18 protein-coding genes and 1 pseudogene are annotated in these 17409 nt (G+C 37.5%); 9 read left to right on the top strand and 10 right to left on the bottom strand.

Annotation, left to right across the window (positions count from 1 at the left end):
* Positions 1 to 163 precede the first annotated feature (163 nt).
* A complete protein-coding gene (locus SACI_RS05235; protein ID WP_011277953.1) occupies positions 164 to 1645 on the bottom strand; it encodes an aldehyde dehydrogenase family protein in 1482 nt (493 codons plus the stop codon).
* A 182-nt stretch (positions 1646 to 1827) separates the two neighbouring features.
* Here SACI_RS05235 and SACI_RS05230 point away from each other — a divergent pair.
* Positions 1828 to 3423, top strand: a pseudogene (locus tag SACI_RS05230) (L-lactate permease).
* 195 nt (positions 3424 to 3618) lie between these two features.
* Here the strand turns inward: SACI_RS05230 and uvsE are convergent.
* The 4 genes from uvsE to SACI_RS05210 form a co-directional block, all read right to left on the bottom strand.
* Positions 3619 to 4488, bottom strand: coding sequence for a UV DNA damage repair endonuclease UvsE (uvsE, locus tag SACI_RS05225; protein ID WP_011277952.1), 870 nt, complete (start codon positions 4486 to 4488; stop codon positions 3619 to 3621).
* 293 nt (positions 4489 to 4781) lie between these two features.
* The gene (locus tag SACI_RS05220) at positions 4782 to 5027 is read right to left on the bottom strand and encodes a hypothetical protein (RefSeq protein WP_011277951.1); all 246 of its coding nucleotides are present in this window, start codon (positions 5025 to 5027) and stop codon (positions 4782 to 4784) included.
* A gap of 6 nt (positions 5028 to 5033) precedes the next feature.
* Positions 5034 to 5858 (bottom strand): SIS domain-containing protein, encoded by an 825-nt coding sequence (locus SACI_RS05215; protein WP_011277950.1) that lies wholly within the window; start codon positions 5856 to 5858, stop codon positions 5034 to 5036.
* A gap of 257 nt (positions 5859 to 6115) precedes the next feature.
* Complete coding sequence (locus SACI_RS05210; protein ID WP_230937958.1) at positions 6116 to 6370, bottom strand: hypothetical protein; 255 nt, start codon at positions 6368 to 6370, stop codon at positions 6116 to 6118.
* Between the two features lie 102 nt (positions 6371 to 6472).
* Between SACI_RS05210 and SACI_RS05205 the strand changes: the two genes are divergently transcribed.
* The gene (locus tag SACI_RS05205) at positions 6473 to 7303 is read left to right on the top strand and encodes a DMT family transporter (protein ID WP_176586683.1); all 831 of its coding nucleotides are present in this window, start codon (positions 6473 to 6475) and stop codon (positions 7301 to 7303) included.
* 98 nt (positions 7304 to 7401) lie between these two features.
* Here the strand turns inward: SACI_RS05205 and SACI_RS05200 are convergent, their stop codons facing one another.
* A complete protein-coding gene (locus SACI_RS05200; RefSeq protein WP_011277947.1) occupies positions 7402 to 7740 on the bottom strand; it encodes a YidH family protein in 339 nt (112 codons plus the stop codon).
* A 190-nt stretch (positions 7741 to 7930) separates the two neighbouring features.
* Between SACI_RS05200 and SACI_RS05195 the strand changes: the two genes are divergently transcribed.
* On the top strand, positions 7931 to 8977 hold the full coding sequence (locus SACI_RS05195) for a DEAD/DEAH box helicase (protein ID WP_015385551.1): 1047 nt from the start codon (positions 7931 to 7933) through the stop codon (positions 8975 to 8977).
* Between the two features lie 38 nt (positions 8978 to 9015).
* On the opposite strand, the gene SACI_RS12135 is transcribed toward SACI_RS05195, so the two are convergent.
* Together SACI_RS12135 and SACI_RS11920 are read right to left on the bottom strand one after the other, a co-directional pair.
* On the bottom strand, positions 9016 to 9216 hold the full coding sequence (locus SACI_RS12135) for a hypothetical protein (protein WP_230937959.1): 201 nt from the start codon (positions 9214 to 9216) through the stop codon (positions 9016 to 9018).
* A 61-nt stretch (positions 9217 to 9277) separates the two neighbouring features.
* Positions 9278 to 9439 (bottom strand): hypothetical protein, encoded by a 162-nt coding sequence (locus SACI_RS11920; RefSeq protein WP_015385550.1) that lies wholly within the window; start codon positions 9437 to 9439, stop codon positions 9278 to 9280.
* 57 nt (positions 9440 to 9496) lie between these two features.
* On the opposite strand from SACI_RS11920, the gene SACI_RS05190 reads away from it, so the two are divergent.
* Entirely contained in the window at positions 9497 to 9820 is a 324-nt protein-coding gene (locus SACI_RS05190; RefSeq protein WP_011277945.1) for a hypothetical protein, read from the top strand.
* A 167-nt stretch (positions 9821 to 9987) separates the two neighbouring features.
* Here SACI_RS05190 and SACI_RS05185 read toward each other — a convergent pair whose 3' ends face one another.
* On the bottom strand, positions 9988 to 10974 hold the full coding sequence (locus SACI_RS05185; RefSeq protein ID WP_011277944.1) for an iron-containing alcohol dehydrogenase: 987 nt from the start codon (positions 10972 to 10974) through the stop codon (positions 9988 to 9990).
* A gap of 180 nt (positions 10975 to 11154) precedes the next feature.
* On the opposite strand from SACI_RS05185, the gene SACI_RS05180 reads away from it, so the two are divergent.
* From SACI_RS05180 to SACI_RS12215, 5 genes are all read left to right on the top strand, one after another.
* The gene (locus SACI_RS05180) at positions 11155 to 12297 is read left to right on the top strand and encodes a CaiB/BaiF CoA transferase family protein (RefSeq protein ID WP_176586682.1); all 1143 of its coding nucleotides are present in this window, start codon (positions 11155 to 11157) and stop codon (positions 12295 to 12297) included.
* Between the two features lie 215 nt (positions 12298 to 12512).
* Positions 12513 to 13016 carry a MaoC family dehydratase gene (locus tag SACI_RS05175; protein ID WP_011277942.1) on the top strand — a complete coding sequence of 168 codons (504 nt, stop codon included), beginning with the start codon at positions 12513 to 12515 and terminating at the stop codon, positions 13014 to 13016.
* 199 nt (positions 13017 to 13215) lie between these two features.
* Positions 13216 to 14733, top strand: a complete 1518-nt coding sequence (locus tag SACI_RS05170; RefSeq protein ID WP_011277941.1) for a long-chain fatty acid--CoA ligase — start codon at positions 13216 to 13218, stop codon at positions 14731 to 14733.
* A gap of 635 nt (positions 14734 to 15368) precedes the next feature.
* Positions 15369 to 15551, top strand: coding sequence for a hypothetical protein (locus tag SACI_RS12220; RefSeq protein WP_230937960.1), 183 nt, complete (start codon positions 15369 to 15371; stop codon positions 15549 to 15551).
* Between the two features lie 89 nt (positions 15552 to 15640).
* On the top strand, positions 15641 to 16096 hold the full coding sequence (locus tag SACI_RS12215) for a hypothetical protein (protein WP_230937961.1): 456 nt from the start codon (positions 15641 to 15643) through the stop codon (positions 16094 to 16096).
* A gap of 103 nt (positions 16097 to 16199) precedes the next feature.
* On the opposite strand, the gene SACI_RS05160 is transcribed toward SACI_RS12215, so the two are convergent.
* Positions 16200 to 17267, bottom strand: coding sequence for an AAA family ATPase (locus tag SACI_RS05160; protein ID WP_015385548.1), 1068 nt, complete (start codon positions 17265 to 17267; stop codon positions 16200 to 16202).
* Positions 17268 to 17409 lie beyond the last annotated feature (142 nt).

Raw genomic sequence — 17409 nt, 5'->3', positions numbered from 1 at the left:
TAAAAACGTTTTAGTCAACTATTTAACTGATTTATGAGGTTATTAATAGATAATTGTAGTACGAAGATTAGGATTATTTTTCTATTTTGTGGAAAACCACTATAGACGTAAATTATACGAAACTAGTAAAGCCCATTTATAGCGACTTACGATATGTCTAAATTTAATCCTTCACCACTTGTTTAAAGTGAGGATAAGATCCACTTAAATTCGTGTACAACATTTTAGTTTCAAGAAAATCTTCAATACCTTGTATTCCCAATTCCCTGCCAATACCACTTTGCTTATATCCTCCCCATAAACCTTCTGAGGGCTGTGTGTACACGTCATTTATCCACACTGTACCTACCCTTAATTCCCTGGAAACCCTAATTGCCTTCTTGTAGTCATTGGTCCATACAGACGCTGTTAACCCGTATATAACGTCGTTAGCCAAGGATATTGCCTCCTCCTCGTCTTTGAAATAAATTATTACAAGGACAGGTCCAAATATTTCCTCCTGGGCTATCTTGGACTTATTATCCACATCTGAAAACACAGTTGGCTCAATAAAGTAACCCCTTTGAAATTCACCATCAGTAACTTTCCTTCCTCCAACAAGTAACTTATACCCTTCCTTTATCCCAGTTTCGATATAGTCAATTACCTTATCCTCTTGGGGTTTCGACACCACTGGACCAATATCTGTGTCCTCCTGAAGTGGATTACCTAACTTGAGTTTTTTAATTTCATTGCTCACTGCCATCTCAACCTTTTCTGCAATACTCTCCTCCACCAATAGTCTAGAGGTTGCACCGCATGCCTGACCTGCATTCCTTAGAGCCCCAAAGATTGCCCCTTTTATAGCGTTTTTCAAATCACTATCGCTAAATAGTATAATAGGGTCCTTGCCTCCTAGCTCTAATGAAACCCTCTTTAGGTCCTTAGAAGCCTCACTCATTATCCACTTACCGGTGTTTGTCTCACCGGTGAAAGATATTTTATCTATCTTTTTGCTCTTTACTATTTGTGCACCCACCTTTTCCCCTGGATCAAATATAACGTTTAGAGCACCTTTAGGGACTCCTGAAGACAATATAATTTTCGCCAACTGGTAAGATATACCTGCTGCGTAAGTTGCTGGTTTCCAGACTATTGTGCAACCTACTGTAATGGCTGGGGCTAGCTTTCTTGCACTCTGTGTTAATGGAAAGTTCCAAGGTGTTATTAACCCCACGACACCTACTGGTTCCTTTATGATTTGTACCATATCCTTGCTGGGAAGGAATTTTGAAGTATCGTATATCTTACTTCCAAAACCTGCATAGTACTCGAATACGTCAGCTGCAGCATTAACCTGTACTCTAGCTTGTCTTATAGGCATTCCTATCTCTTCTACAAGTAGTCTAGATAAGGTTTGAATTTCTCCCCTTATTTTTTCAGCTATTCTGAATAGTACTTTATCCCTTGCCTTGTAGTTTGAGACCCATCCGTTTTTATCCTTATCAAAGAATTCCCTTGCTACATCGATTGCCTCCTCGACATCAGACTCCTTAGCTACATTAATTTTTGTTACACTCGTGTCAATGTTGTAAGGGCATTCCCTGTAAATATATTCATCAGACCTTCTTTCTTCTCCATTAATTATTGACTTAACTTCTATCATTAATTGAATTACTTTAATGATATATTTAAACATTATTTTCAAATTGATTTAGTACATAAACTGAAAATTTTCAAATTTTGAAATATGTAAGTGTGCAGCTTAAAGAACTATTCTGGTTAAAACTGGCTTACATTTAAATATAAATTTAAATAATTATTTTTTATATATTTAAATAGCCATATATATATACACAACCATTAAATCCAACAGGGAATGTAGCTCTAACGGTTTTTGCGTCCTTAACACCAATAATAGTATTACTGGTTTTGCTAGCCGGCCTAAGGTTGACAGCATGGATTGCAACACTAATAGGCTCTATAGTGACCATTCTCGTTGGAGTCCTCGTCTGGGGTGCTCCTGCAGACCAAGTTGTTAAAGCTTGGCTAATTGGTGCCCTAGTTGGTTCATGGAACATATCGTGGATTGTGTTCTGGGGGTTAACAATATATAACACCCTTGTACTCACAGGCAAGTTTGATGTTTTTAAGGATTGGTTAGTGAGAAATGCTACGAGAGACGCGAGAATTGAGGCTGTTATATTGGCATGGTCATTTGGAGCATTACTGGAGGGTTTAGTGGGTTTCGGATACCCCTGAGCTTTCGTAGCTTCATTACTTATAGCATTGGGATTTGAAGATCTAAAAGCCTTACAAGTCTCTGCACTAGCCAATAATGCACCTGTATCTTACGGAGCCCTAGGTACTCCAATAATTATTTTGGCTTCCACTACAGGACTTCCATTATTATTTGTGTCTTCATCTGTTGCTAAAGTGGTAGCATTTTTAGCACTGTTACCTCCATGGATATTACTGTACTTAGTGGATAAATGGAGAGGGATTAGGGACGCATGGCCTCTGGCAATACTAGCTTCTTTATCTTATATACTAGGTCAATACCCAATAGCCAGTTTTATTGGACCTTATTTACCAGATATAACTGGCTCCTTAGTATCTTTCGCAGTGTTACTGTTGTTCGTAGGAGTGTGGAAACCAAAGAGGCTAGTTGTCCTATCACAGACCAATGGTGGAGAGTCAGATAAGGGTAAAAAGTATCAGATGAGGGATATTATTCTAGCTTGGTCAGCCTTCATACCGTTAATAATAGTAGTCACTCTCTGGACTGGACCCTGGTCTCCATTAACTAAAGTTTCCTCTTTCACTCTAGCCCAGCCTGCCTTCTCTTCGCTGTTACATAAGACTGTGAGCGTAAGTTTTGCATTTAATCCTTTCGTTGCAGGAACTTCAATTCTAGCGTCATGGCTTATAATATGTGGAATATTACGAACCCCAGGTAAAATAATGGCTCAAGCCCTCAAGAAATCATTGTTGGAGTATTGGGGTGGGATATTAACAGGAGTGTTTGTTGTAGGTTTAGCATATGTGTTCAACTTCAGCGGTATGGCATATTCCTTAGCCTGGAGGGCAGGAGACTTAGGCTTTCTGTTTGTAATAGTATCACCACTATTCGGTTGGATAGGCTGTGCACTATCAGGAAGCAATACTTCCTCAAATGCACTGTTTGGCGCCTTCCAAGCAGCTACAGCAAATATAGCAGGAGTACCTGTAGGAATCACAGTATCTTTAAACTCTGTTGGTGCCGAATTAGGTAAACCTGTTGCGCCACAGACAGCAAGTGCAGGCGTGTCTACAACAAAGTATGTGAGAAATGAGGGAACCGTAATAAGGGCTAACCTACCATGGGCGTTTGGTATACTGTTCTATCTGATATTGGTAGGAGTCTTGTTTGCTATCTTTGCGCCCGCCCTATTTAAGCCTTAGTTTCTGTCCTAAATTGAACCAACTCTTTTTTACCACATTATAAAAACCTCTATTTACACTTCGATACGATAGGAACCCAACATTATCATCATAGTTTAATTCATCCATCAGATCTGTGAAGAAAGTAGCAAACACGATAGAGAGACTATGGAGTGTATATCTCTTTTAATAAACTGATTCACCTTAATAAATCCTCTAATCCAGTTTGTTTAACTCCTTTAACACTTTCACAGCCTTTAGTGCACTTATCTCCTTATCCTTCACCTCAAGCATGATATCCACTTCGTCCACCTCGTTCACGAATCTTCTGAAATTCTCCTCATTGATTGTGGTGGCATGGACTCCAGGTTTTTCTCCTGGCTCCTGTTCACTGTAATCTATCATAGGTCTATCCTTCCAAGTCCTCCTCACTAGACTTAGTGCATCATTCAGACTTTCTCCATTATTAAGAATGGAGTGATGAAGATTGTCAAAAATTACAGGAATACCTGTCCTTTCGCTTATCCATAGACAGTCCTTTACGCTGAACACCTTGTCGTCATTTTCAATTACTAGTCTTTTACTTATGTTTGAAGGTAACTTACGAAAATTCTCTATGAATCTGTTAAGACTTTCCTCTTTACCATTCATAGAACTTCCTACATGAATTTGAATTTTGCCTTCAATACCCATGGAGTCCAACAGGTCAGCATGATACTTTAATTCCATAATACTTGACCTCACCACTTCTTCCCTGACAGAATTTAAAACCACATATTGACCCGGATGCATGGAGATTCTTATTGAGTTTTCCTTTATGAAGTCCCCTATATCTCCCAGGATGTGAGAAAGCTTATCCTTCCAATTCACATGGAATTTGGGGTGTGAAGCCAGTGGTATAGTATTAGAGCTTATCCTGAAGAAAAGTATTTCATGTTTCAGATTCCATTCCAATATATTTTTAAGGCAAAGTAAATTTGAGGAAGAGACTTTAAGCACTCTCTCTTCCGACAAAGAAGAAAGTTTTATTGTTTTATCCGCTTTACAACCTAAAGAGTAATTTGTGGATACGTAACCTACTCTCAACAGTGAATAATTCTAAGTGTTACATAAATTATATCGTTAATCTCCTTATGACTAACCTTTAAAAATGCTAAAACTAAGAGGCTATTTAAATACGTAAAGAGAGAGTTATTGTCTGTAGGAACCTCTAATAACACTTGAATATTGATTTACATCTAGACTATTTTTTAAGAAGTAAATAGTTTATCTCCGACTATAAGGACGTATTTCAAACATCTGAAAGATAGGAGCTGTGAAAGTAAGTGATATTATAGAAATGCTAGAAATCGAGAATAGTGATTGAAAGTAGAGTTTTTTTATGAAAGATATATTATGTAGGTGACTTTTTCACTGTTTATCTTTTTATCGACTATCTTTACTCCCTTATCTGCCATCTGGCTCACCCAATTATCGACTTGACCCTCTTGTCTTCCTTTCCAAGCTATCACTTTTACTTCCTTATTTCCACCTACTTCAAGCCAAAACCTGAGTAAGCTCATATATGTAGAACCAGACTCACAGGTACCTTTCTCCACATCAGTGGTTAAATCAAGGCTCTCCATATCCTATCAATATATCATTTTCGAGCTTATATCTAATATATTTTTAGTTTCTAAGAAATATACCCTGTCCCAATTTTCTCGCTTCATTTTCTGTACTATTGATCTAAGTAGAACTTTAGCGTTACAAAAGGCATCAGAACAAGGAGTTTTCGCTATTTTAGTGTAATTCACTAGATTTACTAGAATATCCTCTCTGCTGTCACCACTACTCAATAGAACTATTTCTCTTCCTTTTGTTGAAAAAATAGGTGAGTGAAGGAACTGTTCTAGTCTCTCGGCATTAGCTGAATAGCCAAAAATCTCTGAAAACTTTAACATTCCATAATATGCTATACCATAATTTTCCCTATAACCTACAAAGAACGGACTATCTGAGAGATCTACAGTCTCATTTATCTCGTTCCTGGCAACTTCTTCTCCTGCTAATGAGTATACTGCACTTAGACTCATGAGAAAAGACAGAGTTCCTGGTACCACCTGTTTCGAGCGATATGGAATAGTAATAACATAGTCTCCTAGTTTGGCTAGAATAGACTCTTCATTAGCAGTGACTACATATATCTTAGTCTTTCCCTTAAACTTCTCCGCTAATCTAATATTGCTTTTAGGTTTTCCTGAGACCGATACGATCACTAAAGGGTATTCCAGCCTGTTATACGCTAACGCCTCATAGGGATCTATCGCCCTAAATCTCCCATTTGTCTTACCCTCAACTGTTAGAGCAACTGCATACGAATCCCCTGCACCAGTAACATAAGCTCTGTCGAGCTTCAGGTCACTGTAAACTAGATATTCACTGGATAATTCCCTCTCAATGGACTCTATGTACATGCTAATAACTCTGTAATGGCTGAAAATTAAGAATTATGTTTGCTAGGGAGGAAAAGTGGAAAACTAACTAAAGGTTAACAAACTATCTTACACGAACAAAATGGCTAAACTGAGCCTGAAACAAAATGCAATGTTTACACCTACCTATGAAGTTAAATTGGCTTTAATGATATTTTCAAATAGAAAGGCAGTGTGGAAACAGTCCGTTTTTATGTCAGCTGACTTCTCCCCTTACACAAATAGCGAGGCTTTCCTCATCATGTAAACTTACAAGTTTTACATTCAGGATATAATGCGTGTAAAATCTTTATTAGACAATTTTCCTTATCGTTTATTTCGGCGCACTCAAATAACTTATACCCATTTTCAACAGCTACTTTTATTTTATGATGATCTATCTTATCTACCACTAGGATATGGAACTTTTCTTGACCATAAACCCGTGATATAATTCCAGAATCCTCAATTATATACGTGGAATTATCATGAGAAAATCTCACAATGGATTGCAAACCTTTTTCCTCCTCCTAAATAGTTTACTTAAATTCTGATTAGTGAAACCATCATAAATAGATTTTTATCCAATGTATTCAAAGGATTTCACTGGTTCTGTGATGCAGAGAGATACTATAACTTTTTTCAAGTGGATTATACCATTGTCCTTAGCCTGGGGAATTGCATATCCTCTCACAAAAGTAGTGACATTTTCTGTTTCCCCAATACTGGTCAGTGTGGCAAGAGTGATAGTAGGTACCCTATTTTTTTACTTTTTAGGAAGAGGCTTCTCTATAGGAATTAAGCAATTCGTAAATGCCTTATTCAACGTAATCATTTTACTTGCCTTGGTTAATGTAGGAATATATTTATCCCCAAGTCCAGGTCTAGTAGCCACTATGATCTACACACAGCCTATTTTTGTATTAGTTATAGAACTAATTCTGGGCAGTAAAATTAGCTTAAGGGGGATGTCAGGTGTGGTAATAGGGGTGCTAGGGGTACTCATTTCGGCAACGCTGTCCTTCAACATTGGTTTATTATTTGGAATAATGGGCTCTTTATCGTGGGCTATAGGAACTGTCTACTACTATAGGAACTTGTCGAAAGACAATGTAATCAAACTTAATGCCTTTATGTCACTGATCTCGATTCCCTTCTTGTCATCCTTAACTCCATTAGATTACTACTTTGACTTTAATGTGACCAGCGTTGTCCTTCTGATTATCCTGGCATTAATAGCACAGGTAGCCGGATTTTACTTCTGGTTTAATGCGGTAAGGGATCTTGGGAGTGTAAGTGCTAGTACAGGTTCTCTATTGGTTCCAGTTATCGCGTACTTGACAAGCATCTTAATCTTGAAAGTTGTTCCCAACGTACCTGAGATAATAGGCTTAATTCTCATACTTGTAGGAGTATATTTATCGTTAAATAGTAGGAAGGGAAAATAGCTTAATTCTCTATTACGACATACCAATAATTGGTCAGGTTAACTTACGGAATATAAGGAACCACTAGACGAAAAGATAAAGTAACCTTAAATCGTTTATCAGGCTATTATTATTAACGCAAGTATTATGGCGATGAGAAGCACAAATGTTGCAAAAATAGTATTCTCAGTTGTCCTTGGTGTAAATGTGTTGTTTTTCAGATCCCTTTCGTTTCTAAGGTAGTTGTAAGTACCATAAGCTATCATTATTCCGCCCAAAACTATCATGATCTCGCCATAAATAACTGACGATCCAGTTGTCCTACCTCCCCTTAATACTTCAAGGAATAATGCAAATCTTGCTATCACAAAACCGAAACCTATTAATGCAATTCCTGTTCTTATCCACGCAAGAAAGGTCCTCTCGTTAGCTAAATGGTCTGATGGCGAAGAGGTCATAAATCTATTTATGAACTATGGAATTTAAAGAATAACATTTTTGTTGGAAGATACATGGATAGATGAATTATGGAGGCTATCATATCGTTCTATTTTGATGTTACCTTTAGCTGACTTCCCAAAGGGTGAGGCTTCCCTCATTTTACAATTCACTCAACTTTATTAGTGTCAATATTCCAGTAACACTGTTATGTTCGAAAATCTAAGTATTGAAATGAGGAATGCATTGAGTGACGCTAATTATGAAAGACCTACAAGGGTTCAACAGGAAGTAATTCCTAGGCTTCTTGGTGGAAAAAGCGTAATAGTCCAAGCAAAGACAGGATCTGGTAAAACAGCCTCCTACTTAATTCCTATCTTAGAGAGCGGGAAGACAGCCTTGATTCTCTCTCCTACCAGAGAGCTAGCATCTCAGATACTTGATGAACTCAGAAAGTTAGGTAAATACAAGCAGGTTGATTTCAGTCTTGTTATAGGAGGAGTGAAGTATGAAGGACAAAAACAGGCTAGGATAGTTATAGGTACTCCTGGTAGATTATTGGATTTGTGGAGTAAGGAAGAAATTGACTTTTCGAAATTTGAGGTAGTCATAATTGATGAGGCTGACAGGATGCTTGATATGGGATTTATTGACGACATAAGAATGATATTGAATAACTCAAAGCCTGAAATAGTAGGTCTATTTTCAGCAACCATACCAGAGAAGATCGCCGAACTGGCGACAGAGTTCTCACCCGATGCGGAGAAAATAGTACTAGATGAGTACAAACCTGTAGAGGAAGTACAGCATGAGTTCATAAGAGCTAGAAATGACTGGACTGATAAGGTAACTAAACTACTGGATGAGATAAATGGAAAAGATAAGATAATAGTCTTCACTAGAACCAGGGAGAGAGCCAAGAGGTTACATTACCTTCTGGAAAACAAGGGGATAAGGAACGGCTTGCTGAGTGGAGATATGCCACAGTCAGTGAGGATGAAGAACTTTTATGGCTTTAAGAACGGTAAATATAACATACTGGTGGCAACTGATTTAGCCTCGAGGGGAATAGACGTAGTCGATGTAAATATAATAATTAATTTTGACGCTCCAAGAGACATTGAGACATATATACATAGGGTTGGGAGAACTGGGAGAATGGGCAGAAGAGGTAAGGCAATAACGTTTTACACCTTTGACGAGAGTAACATTATAAAACGAATTAAGGACTTAATCAGCGCTAAAATAGTCGAGTAATGCTGAATTTTTCCCGCCATAAATGGTGAGGTTTCCCCCTACAGATTCGGGCTTACCTCTCTTATATAAGAGGCAATCAAAAAGCTCAGAGAACCCTTCCCATACAAATTCACTGTAGCGATTACATCACGGTCATTTTCATAACCATAGCTTAAACAATAATCGTACCTATAAGAGGCTTTTCCCACATACTTTATAACACTTAGGGCAATAAGTTGAGGAATGCTTGGGGTAGACATAGACAACTTTCAGACCGTGCTTCCTAGACTTCCACTCAACCCAGTACTGAATCCTATGGTGTTACATCAAATACAACTTATACCTAAACTCAATTGGCAACCTCTTAACTCTATTTATCATTTTGCTCAAATCCTCAAGGAAGATGGCATTAACACGTAGTGATTTAAGTATATCGACAACCCACTTACCTATCCTTTTAGCAGAGTCCTCCAGTATGCTCATAGCTTCTCTGTGCAAGGGAAGAATATTGGGGGAACAACAAAGTCAGAGAGACCTACCGTGAACTTCGACACATGTATTAAATGTAAATCGTGCTGGATTCACTGTCCTGACGAGTGTCTTGATGAAAGATCTATTGGTTATTATGGCATTGCTTATGATTACCATGTAAACTATGGAGTTCACGCAAAAGTTTATCCTGTAAAGGATTATATAGTCATTGCTGATGAGAAGATGTTTACAGATTACAGGAGACCATATGAAATGTGGAAGGAAAATAAGGCGAAGTATAAGGATTGGCTAAAATCAGGCAGGATAAGCAAGAAAAGAAAGGGTAAACATTCCATGGTTGGAAAGATGACTCGAAATTCTAACTCATTTTGAGTTAACAATATTACAAATTTTTTACATTACGTAAGATTAAATTTTTAACGTGATTTTGACGTTTTTTAATCAATAAGAGGCGTTTAAAACTTATTTAATCATGTTTATGAATAAAACTGGACAAACTTGGTAATTTTATTAAGAATTACTAAAAAAGAGCATTATGGTTAGTAAACTTCCTGAATGAACTTCCTTGCATCATCTATGGACAGTTTAGTGGGATTTCCACTGTTATTTGATAATTGTGAAAAGACTTCAGCATACTTAAGGGCTTCCTCCAGACTAGTGTACTCAGACAACTTTTTTCTAACACCAATTTCCCTCAGGAAGTTATCTAGAAACTCGTACAGAGGTTCGTTCTTTTCAATTGATTTCAGTTTCTCCTTAGATGCCCCATAATTAAATTTGACAGCTGCTGGAAGGGATATACATGAAGTGTAACCGTGAGGAATGTTAAACCTGGGTCCGAAAACATAGCCAAACATATGGCTCATGCCCATCCTCGCATACCTCATGGTGAGAGATGATAACCAAACTCCTATTTGGCACTCTAACCTACTGTCTAAAGAATCAATATCCCTGAGGCAATTTACAATTTTGTGAAAGCCTTCCTTGGCTAAAGAATCCACAAAAGGTGTAGAATCCCTTGAATAAAGGGCTTCAACTGCGTGATCAATTGACCTCACTGCAGATGATACGAGTAACCATTTAGGTGTTTCAAGGGTAGCCCTGGGGTCGAGTATTACGATATCAGGCTCTTTTCCTAGCTTACTCCTCTTCAAGCCTTGTGTTGTATAGCCTCCACTCTTAGTGTGTTCAGCTCCAGATAAGGTAGTGGGAATTACAATGTACTTAGTTTTCTCCTCCAAAACCAACTTTAGACCATCAATTATACTTCCTCCCCCTAATCCTATGATAGTCTCGTAGTTCCCTACCTTTTCCTTTAATGCATTTACGTCATCTTCTGGAACGTGCTGCCGTGGACCCTCTATTATATCTGCATTAACTAACTTAGTCACCAATGAAAGAGTCTTACCCTGCAATAGACTTCTGGTGGTAACTATTCCTACCTTAGATGACTTCAAATTGACTAACCAATCTAAGGCGTCCTTGCCGTATATGACCTGGGTAGATGGGTATTCCACTTTGTACATGCTAATAGAATATATTCTTTAATACGTTTTAATAGTTGTTTTGCTAGACTATGATTCATCATCCATCTTAATACCGTAGTTACACGCAGTGGATTACAGAGCCGAGAAGTTTTGAAAGGATAAAGACATGAGAATAAGATATCACTCTCCTAAGGAAACTTAAAATCTTTGTTAATGAGTATAATTCCCATGAGAGTAGTTGAGCTGAGTAACAACATTTCCGCCCCTTTAGTTGGTCAAATCTTATCAGAGTTAGGAGCTGATGTAATTAAGGTAGAGCCGCCCAAAGGGGATGATAGAAGAGGAGTAAAACCTGAAATTGATGGTGTTGGAGTTTACTTTGCAAGTGTGAACAAGGGAAAGAGAAGTGTATCAATTGATTTGAAGAAGCCAGAGGGATATGAGATTTTTAAGAAAATAGTAGCTACAGCTGACATCATAATAACTAATTACAGACCTTCAGCACTTAAGAAATTACGCATAGATTATGAGAGCGTGAAGAACCAAACAAACCCTAAAATAATTTATTGCTCCATTACAGGATTTGGTAACTTTACAGAGGAGGCTGATAAACCGGCTTATGACACAACTATTTTAGCCCTAAGTGGTCTCATGGACATGACTGGAGAGGAAAATCCAGTAAAGTTCGCCACCTCTATTTCTGATATAACTACAGCACTTTTCTCCACTATTCTAATACTGTGGTATTATAATCAGGGAGGACCAGTATTCATAGATGTACCAATGATCTACACTCAGTTCTACTTAATGTTAGAAGATGCCTACATGTACTTGAACACAGGAATTTTGCCCAAAAGAATGGGCTCTGCTCACAGATATTTAGTGCCCTATCAAGCCTTCAGGACAAAGAATGGATACATCTATGTTGCAACATTCAACAATGAGCAGTACACTAACTTATGCAAAGCACTAGGCAGGGAGGACTTGTTGATATATGACACTCAAGAAAGTAGAGTGAGAAACAGGGAGTATATAGCCAGGGAGTTGCAAAAGATATTTGAAACTAATACTAGAGAGTTTTGGATAAAGAAGCTAAATGAGGCTGATGTACCTGTAGCACCGATATTAAACCTTGCGGAGGCTTTTCAGATATATGGGAACAAACTTGTTTACGAAAGGAGAAGTTTGAGATATGTGAGATTCCCTGCGAATGTTAAAGACAAGAGAGAACCTGGGACAGGACTGCCTGCACCTAGATTGGGGGAGCATACGATTGAAGTCCTTAAAGAAATAGGTTACAGAGAGAAAGATATTGAGGAGTTCATAAGTAAAGGAATTGTTATTTCTAACAATAAGGGTTAATTTTTCCTAGTAGTGTGGAATCATAATTTAGGCGGTCACCTATTTTTGTGTACATACTCGTTGAAGAATAAGATGTTTTTAAACTGAAGACTCCTTGATTGTTCATTTTATATAGATCTTGTCTTAATAAAAATGAGCACCGTTTTCCATGTTATCAATAAGTTCATCGAAGACCATTAAATAACCTTTATATTACATGAGCATAATATTCACTTATGTCAGAGCAGGGTCCTTTCTTTGAAGATTTTAAGGTAGGTCAAAGGTTCAGAAGTAAAGTTGGTAGAAGTCTCACAGATGTTGACAATATATGGTTCACTTTGTTGACAAACAACTCTAACCAAATTCACTTTAACAGAGACTATACTGAGAAATATTTTTCTGGAGAACCTTTTAAAGGAAGGCTTGTCGTTAATGGATTCCTTACTCTTGCCATAGTAGCAGGTTTATTAGTTGAGCTAACAAGTCAAAACGGTTTTATGTTAGGGATAGAGAACGTAAAATTTATGAATCCAGTATTCGCGGGAGATACAATTTACGGTGAAGCAGAAGTAATAGAGGCTAGGGAATCGAAGAGTAGACCTGGATTTGGAATAGTTAAAATAAGGACGTGGGGGTACAATCAGAGAGGAGAGAAAATAGTGGAATTTGATAGAGTTTTCATGGTAAGAAAGAGGAATTCAGTGTGGAGTGGGGAGAAAAGTACTGACAAACCACAATGAAGACATACAAAAATGGGAGTAAGGTTAGTGCTGATACTTAGTGAGATTCTGACCTCAGACCATAATTAAACGGCTGTGATATACTGTCATGTGGTAGAATATCCTGTGATGCCAAGATAACTCGGGTTAACGTTTAGGTTCCTTTATATCGTGCAATTATAATCTAATCTTTATTAATGTTAAAATGAATTTTTAATTAATGGATTCAACAATAATGGATTATAATCTTAATTTAAAAGCAATTTTTTGGAGAGTAGAGCACATATATCATGACCAAGAGATTATATCTAGAACACACGACAGTATAGTGAGATATACCTACAAAGATTTCTCTGAAAGAGTGAGAAAGTTAGCTAATTTTTTAAGGACTAAAAACCTTGCTGGTGAAAATGTAGCCACCATAGCCTGGAATACTCAGAGACACTTGGAACTTTATTTTGCCGTACCCTTACTTGGAGGTGTTTTGCATACTGTCAATGTCAGATTCCATCCCTCTGAGATGGAGTATGTAATAAGAGAGATGGAAGATAAGGCAGTATTCATTGATAGGGACATCTCGTACAAAGGAGATAATGTTACCGTCTTAGATGAAAGATATGACGACGAAATTAATTCATTTGAGCCTTTGACGGATCTTCCAGATATTGACGAGAAAGTGGGAGCTGTTGCCTGTTTTACCTCAGGAACCACAGGAAAACCTAAAGGTGTAATATACAGCCATAGGAGTATATTTATCCACTCATTATCACTATTGGCTAAGGACGTTGTGGGAATATCTTCTCGTGACACTGTCATGCCCTTAGTTCCAATGTTTCACATATCCGCGTGGGATCTACCATTCGCTTCGTTAATGACGGGAGCTAAACTAGTTTTGCCAGGACCTAGACCAAAGGCAGAAGATATCGTGTACCTGATCAAACGTTATAATGTTTCTATAGGTGCTGGGGCACCAACAGTCTGGATCGATGTCCTGAATTATGTGGAGAGAGAGAAAATGGATCTGTCCCCCCTTAAAGTAGTTGTTACAGGAGGAGCTGAACCGCCTCAAGGTTTAATGAAAAAACTGAAAGAGCTAGGTGTAAGAACATATCATGCTTGGGGAATGACAGAGACTGAGGCAATTGCTACTGTAAATCAGAGTGATAGCGTGGAGGAATTGTCAAAGCAAGGATACCCAATGCCCGGTTTTGAAATAGGATTAATGGATGAAAACAACAGGAACCTTCCCTGGGACGGAAAGAGCGTTGGAGAACTAGTAGCCAGGGGTGCCTTCGTGACTAAGAAATATTATAAACAATCAGATATGATGGTGAATGGTTTCATTAGGACTGGTGACGTTGCTAAAATATACCCTGATGGTAATGTAAAGGTAGTTGACAGATTGAAGGATTTGATCAAGAGTGGAGGGGAGTGGATAAGCTCAGTAGACTTGGAGAACGCTATAATGTCATATGAGAAAGTACTTGAAGCTGTAGTGGTTGGCATAAAGGACGAGAAATGGGGAGAGAGACCAATTGCTTTAGTGGTAAAGAAGCCTGATAAGGACGTAAACGCTGAGGAAATAATAACATACTTGAAGTCATTAGGAAGATTTCCTAACTGGTGGATGCCAGAGAAAATTATATTCGTTGACTCAATTCCTAAGACTAGTACTGGAAAATTGGATAAGAAGGTAATAAGAGATATGCTAAAAACTAAGTACGAGAACAAACTGTAACATATGAAGTAGAATATTCTCTAAAAAACGACTTTAATGTGTAAACTTAAATTATAAGTGGAAAACCTAGTGAAATAAGCATACTCTATTGAGAGTTAGCAATTACTTCAAGTCATGAACTGTACTCTAAAACATTACTAAATGAGATTGTCAAAAAGCCTTTTTGCAAGACACAATTTGCTCAAAACCTATGTTACGGAGGTGAATGAAATTGTAGTCCATACATTTAGCGGATGTCAAGCTAGACCTCCAGCTTTATATGTTTGTATGGGTACCCATGCAATAGGGGTACCCATGCATTTCCATTTATTTAATACCCTTGCAATCTAGTACTCATTCCGTTAGCATATTCAAGGCTAAATCCCTAACCTCCCTTGAATACTTATGCCCAATATCCTCAAGGAAATTCCTACTACTCATACTCTTACTTACGCCTAACTAACCTTAACAAAGTAATGCTATTATGGACAAGGAATATCCCTATAAACATTCTTAATACCCTCTCGTACGCATATATGCAAAAGTGTTAATAAATAATACCTTCATAACGGCACTATATCAAACGTATTTTTAGGCTAGAACTAAAATTTCATTTATACAGTAAGATTTAATAACCTTTAGGGTTGCGCTAAATTATGCGCAAAGAAATCATCATTGCAGGGATCATTTTAATTGGATTAGCACTTGCCATACTGTCTTTACCGGATATATTAGAGCCAGTAGCCAGGGCAATCTTAACATCCTTAGGTGTATACTGGATTCTAGCGCTATTTATAATAGGAATTATCCATGGTTTAAAACCAGATGAACACATATAGCCAATTACTGTGTCCTATGCCTTAATGCATAAAAATCTAAGAAAAGCTTTTATTTCGACATCAGTATTTGGGAGTGCGTTAATAGTTGTTTGGACAGGCTAAGTGCCTTAGTTGGTCAAGTTCTTTCATTCTTTCAAAGTACAGACACTGATCCTTATGTAGACATAATAGTAGGTATAACTATGATAGGAGTTGCATTACTATTAATGCATAAAGAGGGAAAAAAGAGAGGGGAAGAAGCTACAGCTGATTATAAAATGATCTGGATACATGGGGTTGCAGCAGCTTTTGGTGGAGACTTCATAGTGGTACTATTACTTGCCCTAGCAGTGGGCGTTACTTTTGAGTCGAATTTAACATTTCTAGTGGGCCTAATACTCGGTGTAGGTTCATTACTAGCACAATCTATAATAGTGAGTCTAATCTACAAGGGTATTGTAAAATCCATAGGCAGAGACTTTTCGATAATGATAAGAGCTGGAAGACTTGCCCTACTGTTTCTGGGATTTTTCATGATAGGTTTAGTGGTTTACAGTTTCTTTTAGAGGCTTTAATAAAAGCACTATAGAATGACGTACATGAGTATTTTTAAGTTAAAACGAGAATTTACATCACTTATTACACGCCATTTGTTGGATTCAATAAGTTTTATACCCTCATCCTCTTACTGGCTTCCCTATATATTGGATCAAGAAATTCATAATCCTTGATTATACTTGTCTTTTCGAGACTAAGCAAAATATTATCAAGTACACTACTTGATATCGTAGTCCCCTCACTTCTCTGGATACAGTCCAATAACTTACTCCATGTATTCATTCCTGACCCCAAGCACTTAAGTGCATACTTATATCTTCTAGCAGAAATCTCAGATACCCTCCTCTTTGTGTCAATGAGTTTTTCCAATTCGTCTAAAGCAACACTTATTGCTATTTCCATTATATCATCAATTTTTCCCCCTTCTAAGAATCTATTTGCACCAAATGTTAACCAACCAGGAATTCCGTCAAAGAGATCCACCAATTTATCTACTACAGAATTATTAGCCCTTAGACCTACTTCCTGGAAACCTTTAGTGAGAAACTCCTTGCTCATCTCCCTGCTAAACCTTTCGAGTGTGACAGAATAGTAATATCTACCATAAAGAGGTGAGTTCTTATCCTCTACTCCTAAGAAATCATAGAGTAAACCAATTTCCGATCCCGTGAAAATAAATGTCAGATTTTCATCATAATCGTAAGCATGAGCAATTGCGTCCTTGATCTCTGTAGAAAGTGGTCCCCTCAATTTTTGAGCTTCATCTATTGCTATTATAAGCCTCTTCTTGTTCAAATGGTCAAACAGATCAGCTAAAGAGAGGGATTGTCTACCCTTCCACTTAAACTCTATAGAGTTACCCACTATACTTACTCCCCTTACACCAGAGAGAATATCTCTTACCTTATCTATAATTGATGAAAAACTGGCAGAGAAGATACTATACAAATCTTGTCTTCCATAGTTCTCCTTTAATCTTCTACAATCTATTAAAACGTAATCTGTTTTTAACTCATTTAACGCAACAAGTAACGTTGATGTCTTACCTATCCTTCTTATACCAGATATAGCCAGTAATGGTCTATTTATGTTATTCTTTATTTCTTCTATCTCCTTTTCTCTATCGAAGAGCTCATCCCTAGTCTTCTTTGGTCTTTCATCAAATAACAACTTCTCCACCAGAATATATATTCTGCCCCAGAAGCTATATTTTTTACCACATTTTCTGAGAGGTAAGTAACAATAAAGCCACAGAATCCCGCTTCCATAATGATCGTACCTGTGTTTTAATCAAAGCTCTTCTGTCTTAGCACAAATGATT

This window comes from Sulfolobus acidocaldarius DSM 639 (assembly GCF_000012285.1).
Lineage (GTDB): Archaea > Thermoproteota > Thermoprotei_A > Sulfolobales > Sulfolobaceae > Sulfolobus > Sulfolobus acidocaldarius.
Note: the sequence above shows the minus strand (reverse complement) of the source record. Positions and strands in the feature narration are given on the sequence as shown.

Bases quoted from the DNA above. Each gene is read 5' to 3' on its own strand.
- SACI_RS12220 (WP_230937960.1), top strand. From the start codon at position 15,369: ATGCGCAAAGAAATCATCATTGCAGGGATCATTTTAATTGGATTAGCA.
- SACI_RS05175 (WP_011277942.1), top strand. From the start codon at position 12,513: ATGTCAGAGCAGGGTCCTTTCTTTGAAGATTTTAAGGTAGGTCAAAGG.
- SACI_RS05235 (WP_011277953.1), bottom strand. From the start codon at position 1,645: ATGATAGAAGTTAAGTCAATAATTAATGGAGAAGAAAGAAGGTCTGAT.
- SACI_RS05185 (WP_011277944.1), bottom strand. From the start codon at position 10,974: ATGTACAAAGTGGAATACCCATCTACCCAGGTCATATACGGCAAGGAC.
- SACI_RS05195 (WP_015385551.1), top strand. From the start codon at position 7,931: ATGTTCGAAAATCTAAGTATTGAAATGAGGAATGCATTGAGTGACGCT.
- SACI_RS05220 (WP_011277951.1), bottom strand. From the start codon at position 5,027: ATGGAGAGCCTTGATTTAACCACTGATGTGGAGAAAGGTACCTGTGAG.
- SACI_RS05205 (WP_176586683.1), top strand. From the start codon at position 6,473: ATGCAGAGAGATACTATAACTTTTTTCAAGTGGATTATACCATTGTCC.
- SACI_RS05170 (WP_011277941.1), top strand. From the start codon at position 13,216: ATGGATTCAACAATAATGGATTATAATCTTAATTTAAAAGCAATTTTT.
- SACI_RS12135 (WP_230937959.1), bottom strand. From the start codon at position 9,216: ATGTCTACCCCAAGCATTCCTCAACTTATTGCCCTAAGTGTTATAAAG.
- SACI_RS05200 (WP_011277947.1), bottom strand. From the start codon at position 7,740: ATGACCTCTTCGCCATCAGACCATTTAGCTAACGAGAGGACCTTTCTT.
- SACI_RS11920 (WP_015385550.1), bottom strand. From the start codon at position 9,439: ATGAGCATACTGGAGGACTCTGCTAAAAGGATAGGTAAGTGGGTTGTC.
- SACI_RS05215 (WP_011277950.1), bottom strand. From the start codon at position 5,858: ATGTACATAGAGTCCATTGAGAGGGAATTATCCAGTGAATATCTAGTT.